1 protein-coding gene is annotated in these 603 nt (G+C 60.4%); it reads left to right on the top strand.

The features are described from left to right. Positions 1-22 precede the first annotated feature (22 nt). Positions 23-603, top strand: a 581-nt coding sequence (locus RY1_RS29295; protein WP_169914880.1) for a DUF222 domain-containing protein, incomplete at its 3' end; no start/stop codon positions are given.

Raw genomic sequence — 603 nt, 5'->3', positions numbered from 1 at the left:
GGTGTTGCGGGGGTTGGATTCGGTGGGGTTGAGCAATGAGGATCGTCGGGGGTTGCTGGTGCGGTTGGAGGCTGCGCAGCGGTCGTTGTTCGCGTTGTCGCATACCTGGCTTGCGGATTTGATGGGTCAGCGTGGTCTCGATGATATTTATGGGTCGATGCCGGTTGCGGTGGCGGTGGTGTTGGGTGTGTCGCAGCAGCGTGCGCGGCAGCGGATTCGGTATGCGAATCAGTTCGGGGCGCGGTCGGCGTTGACGGGGGAGCGGTTGGGTCCGGTGTCGTCGGCGACGGCGGCGGCTGCGTCGGAGGGTGTGCTCGATGAGGAGCATCAGGATATTGTTCGGAAGTTTTTTCAGCGGTTGGGGTCGAAGGTCGATGTCGAGACGTTGGAGAGTGCGGAGCGGCAGTTGGCGCAGTTGGCGCGGGATTTGTTGCCGGATCATTTCAAGGTGGCGGCTCGGCGGTTGTATGACACGTTGGATCCGGATGGGTCGTTGTCGGAGGATCAGGTTGCTGATCAGACGTATTTTCGGTTCGGTGATCAGGATGAGAATGGGTTGTCGAGGGTTTCTGGTCGGGTGGATGCGGAGTTGCGGTCGTATTT

Origin of the sequence: Rhodococcus yunnanensis NBRC 103083 (assembly GCF_001895005.1) — a bacterium.
Lineage (GTDB): Bacteria > Actinomycetota > Actinomycetes > Mycobacteriales > Mycobacteriaceae > Rhodococcoides > Rhodococcoides yunnanense.
This window is presented reverse-complemented; position numbering and strand designations above follow the sequence as displayed.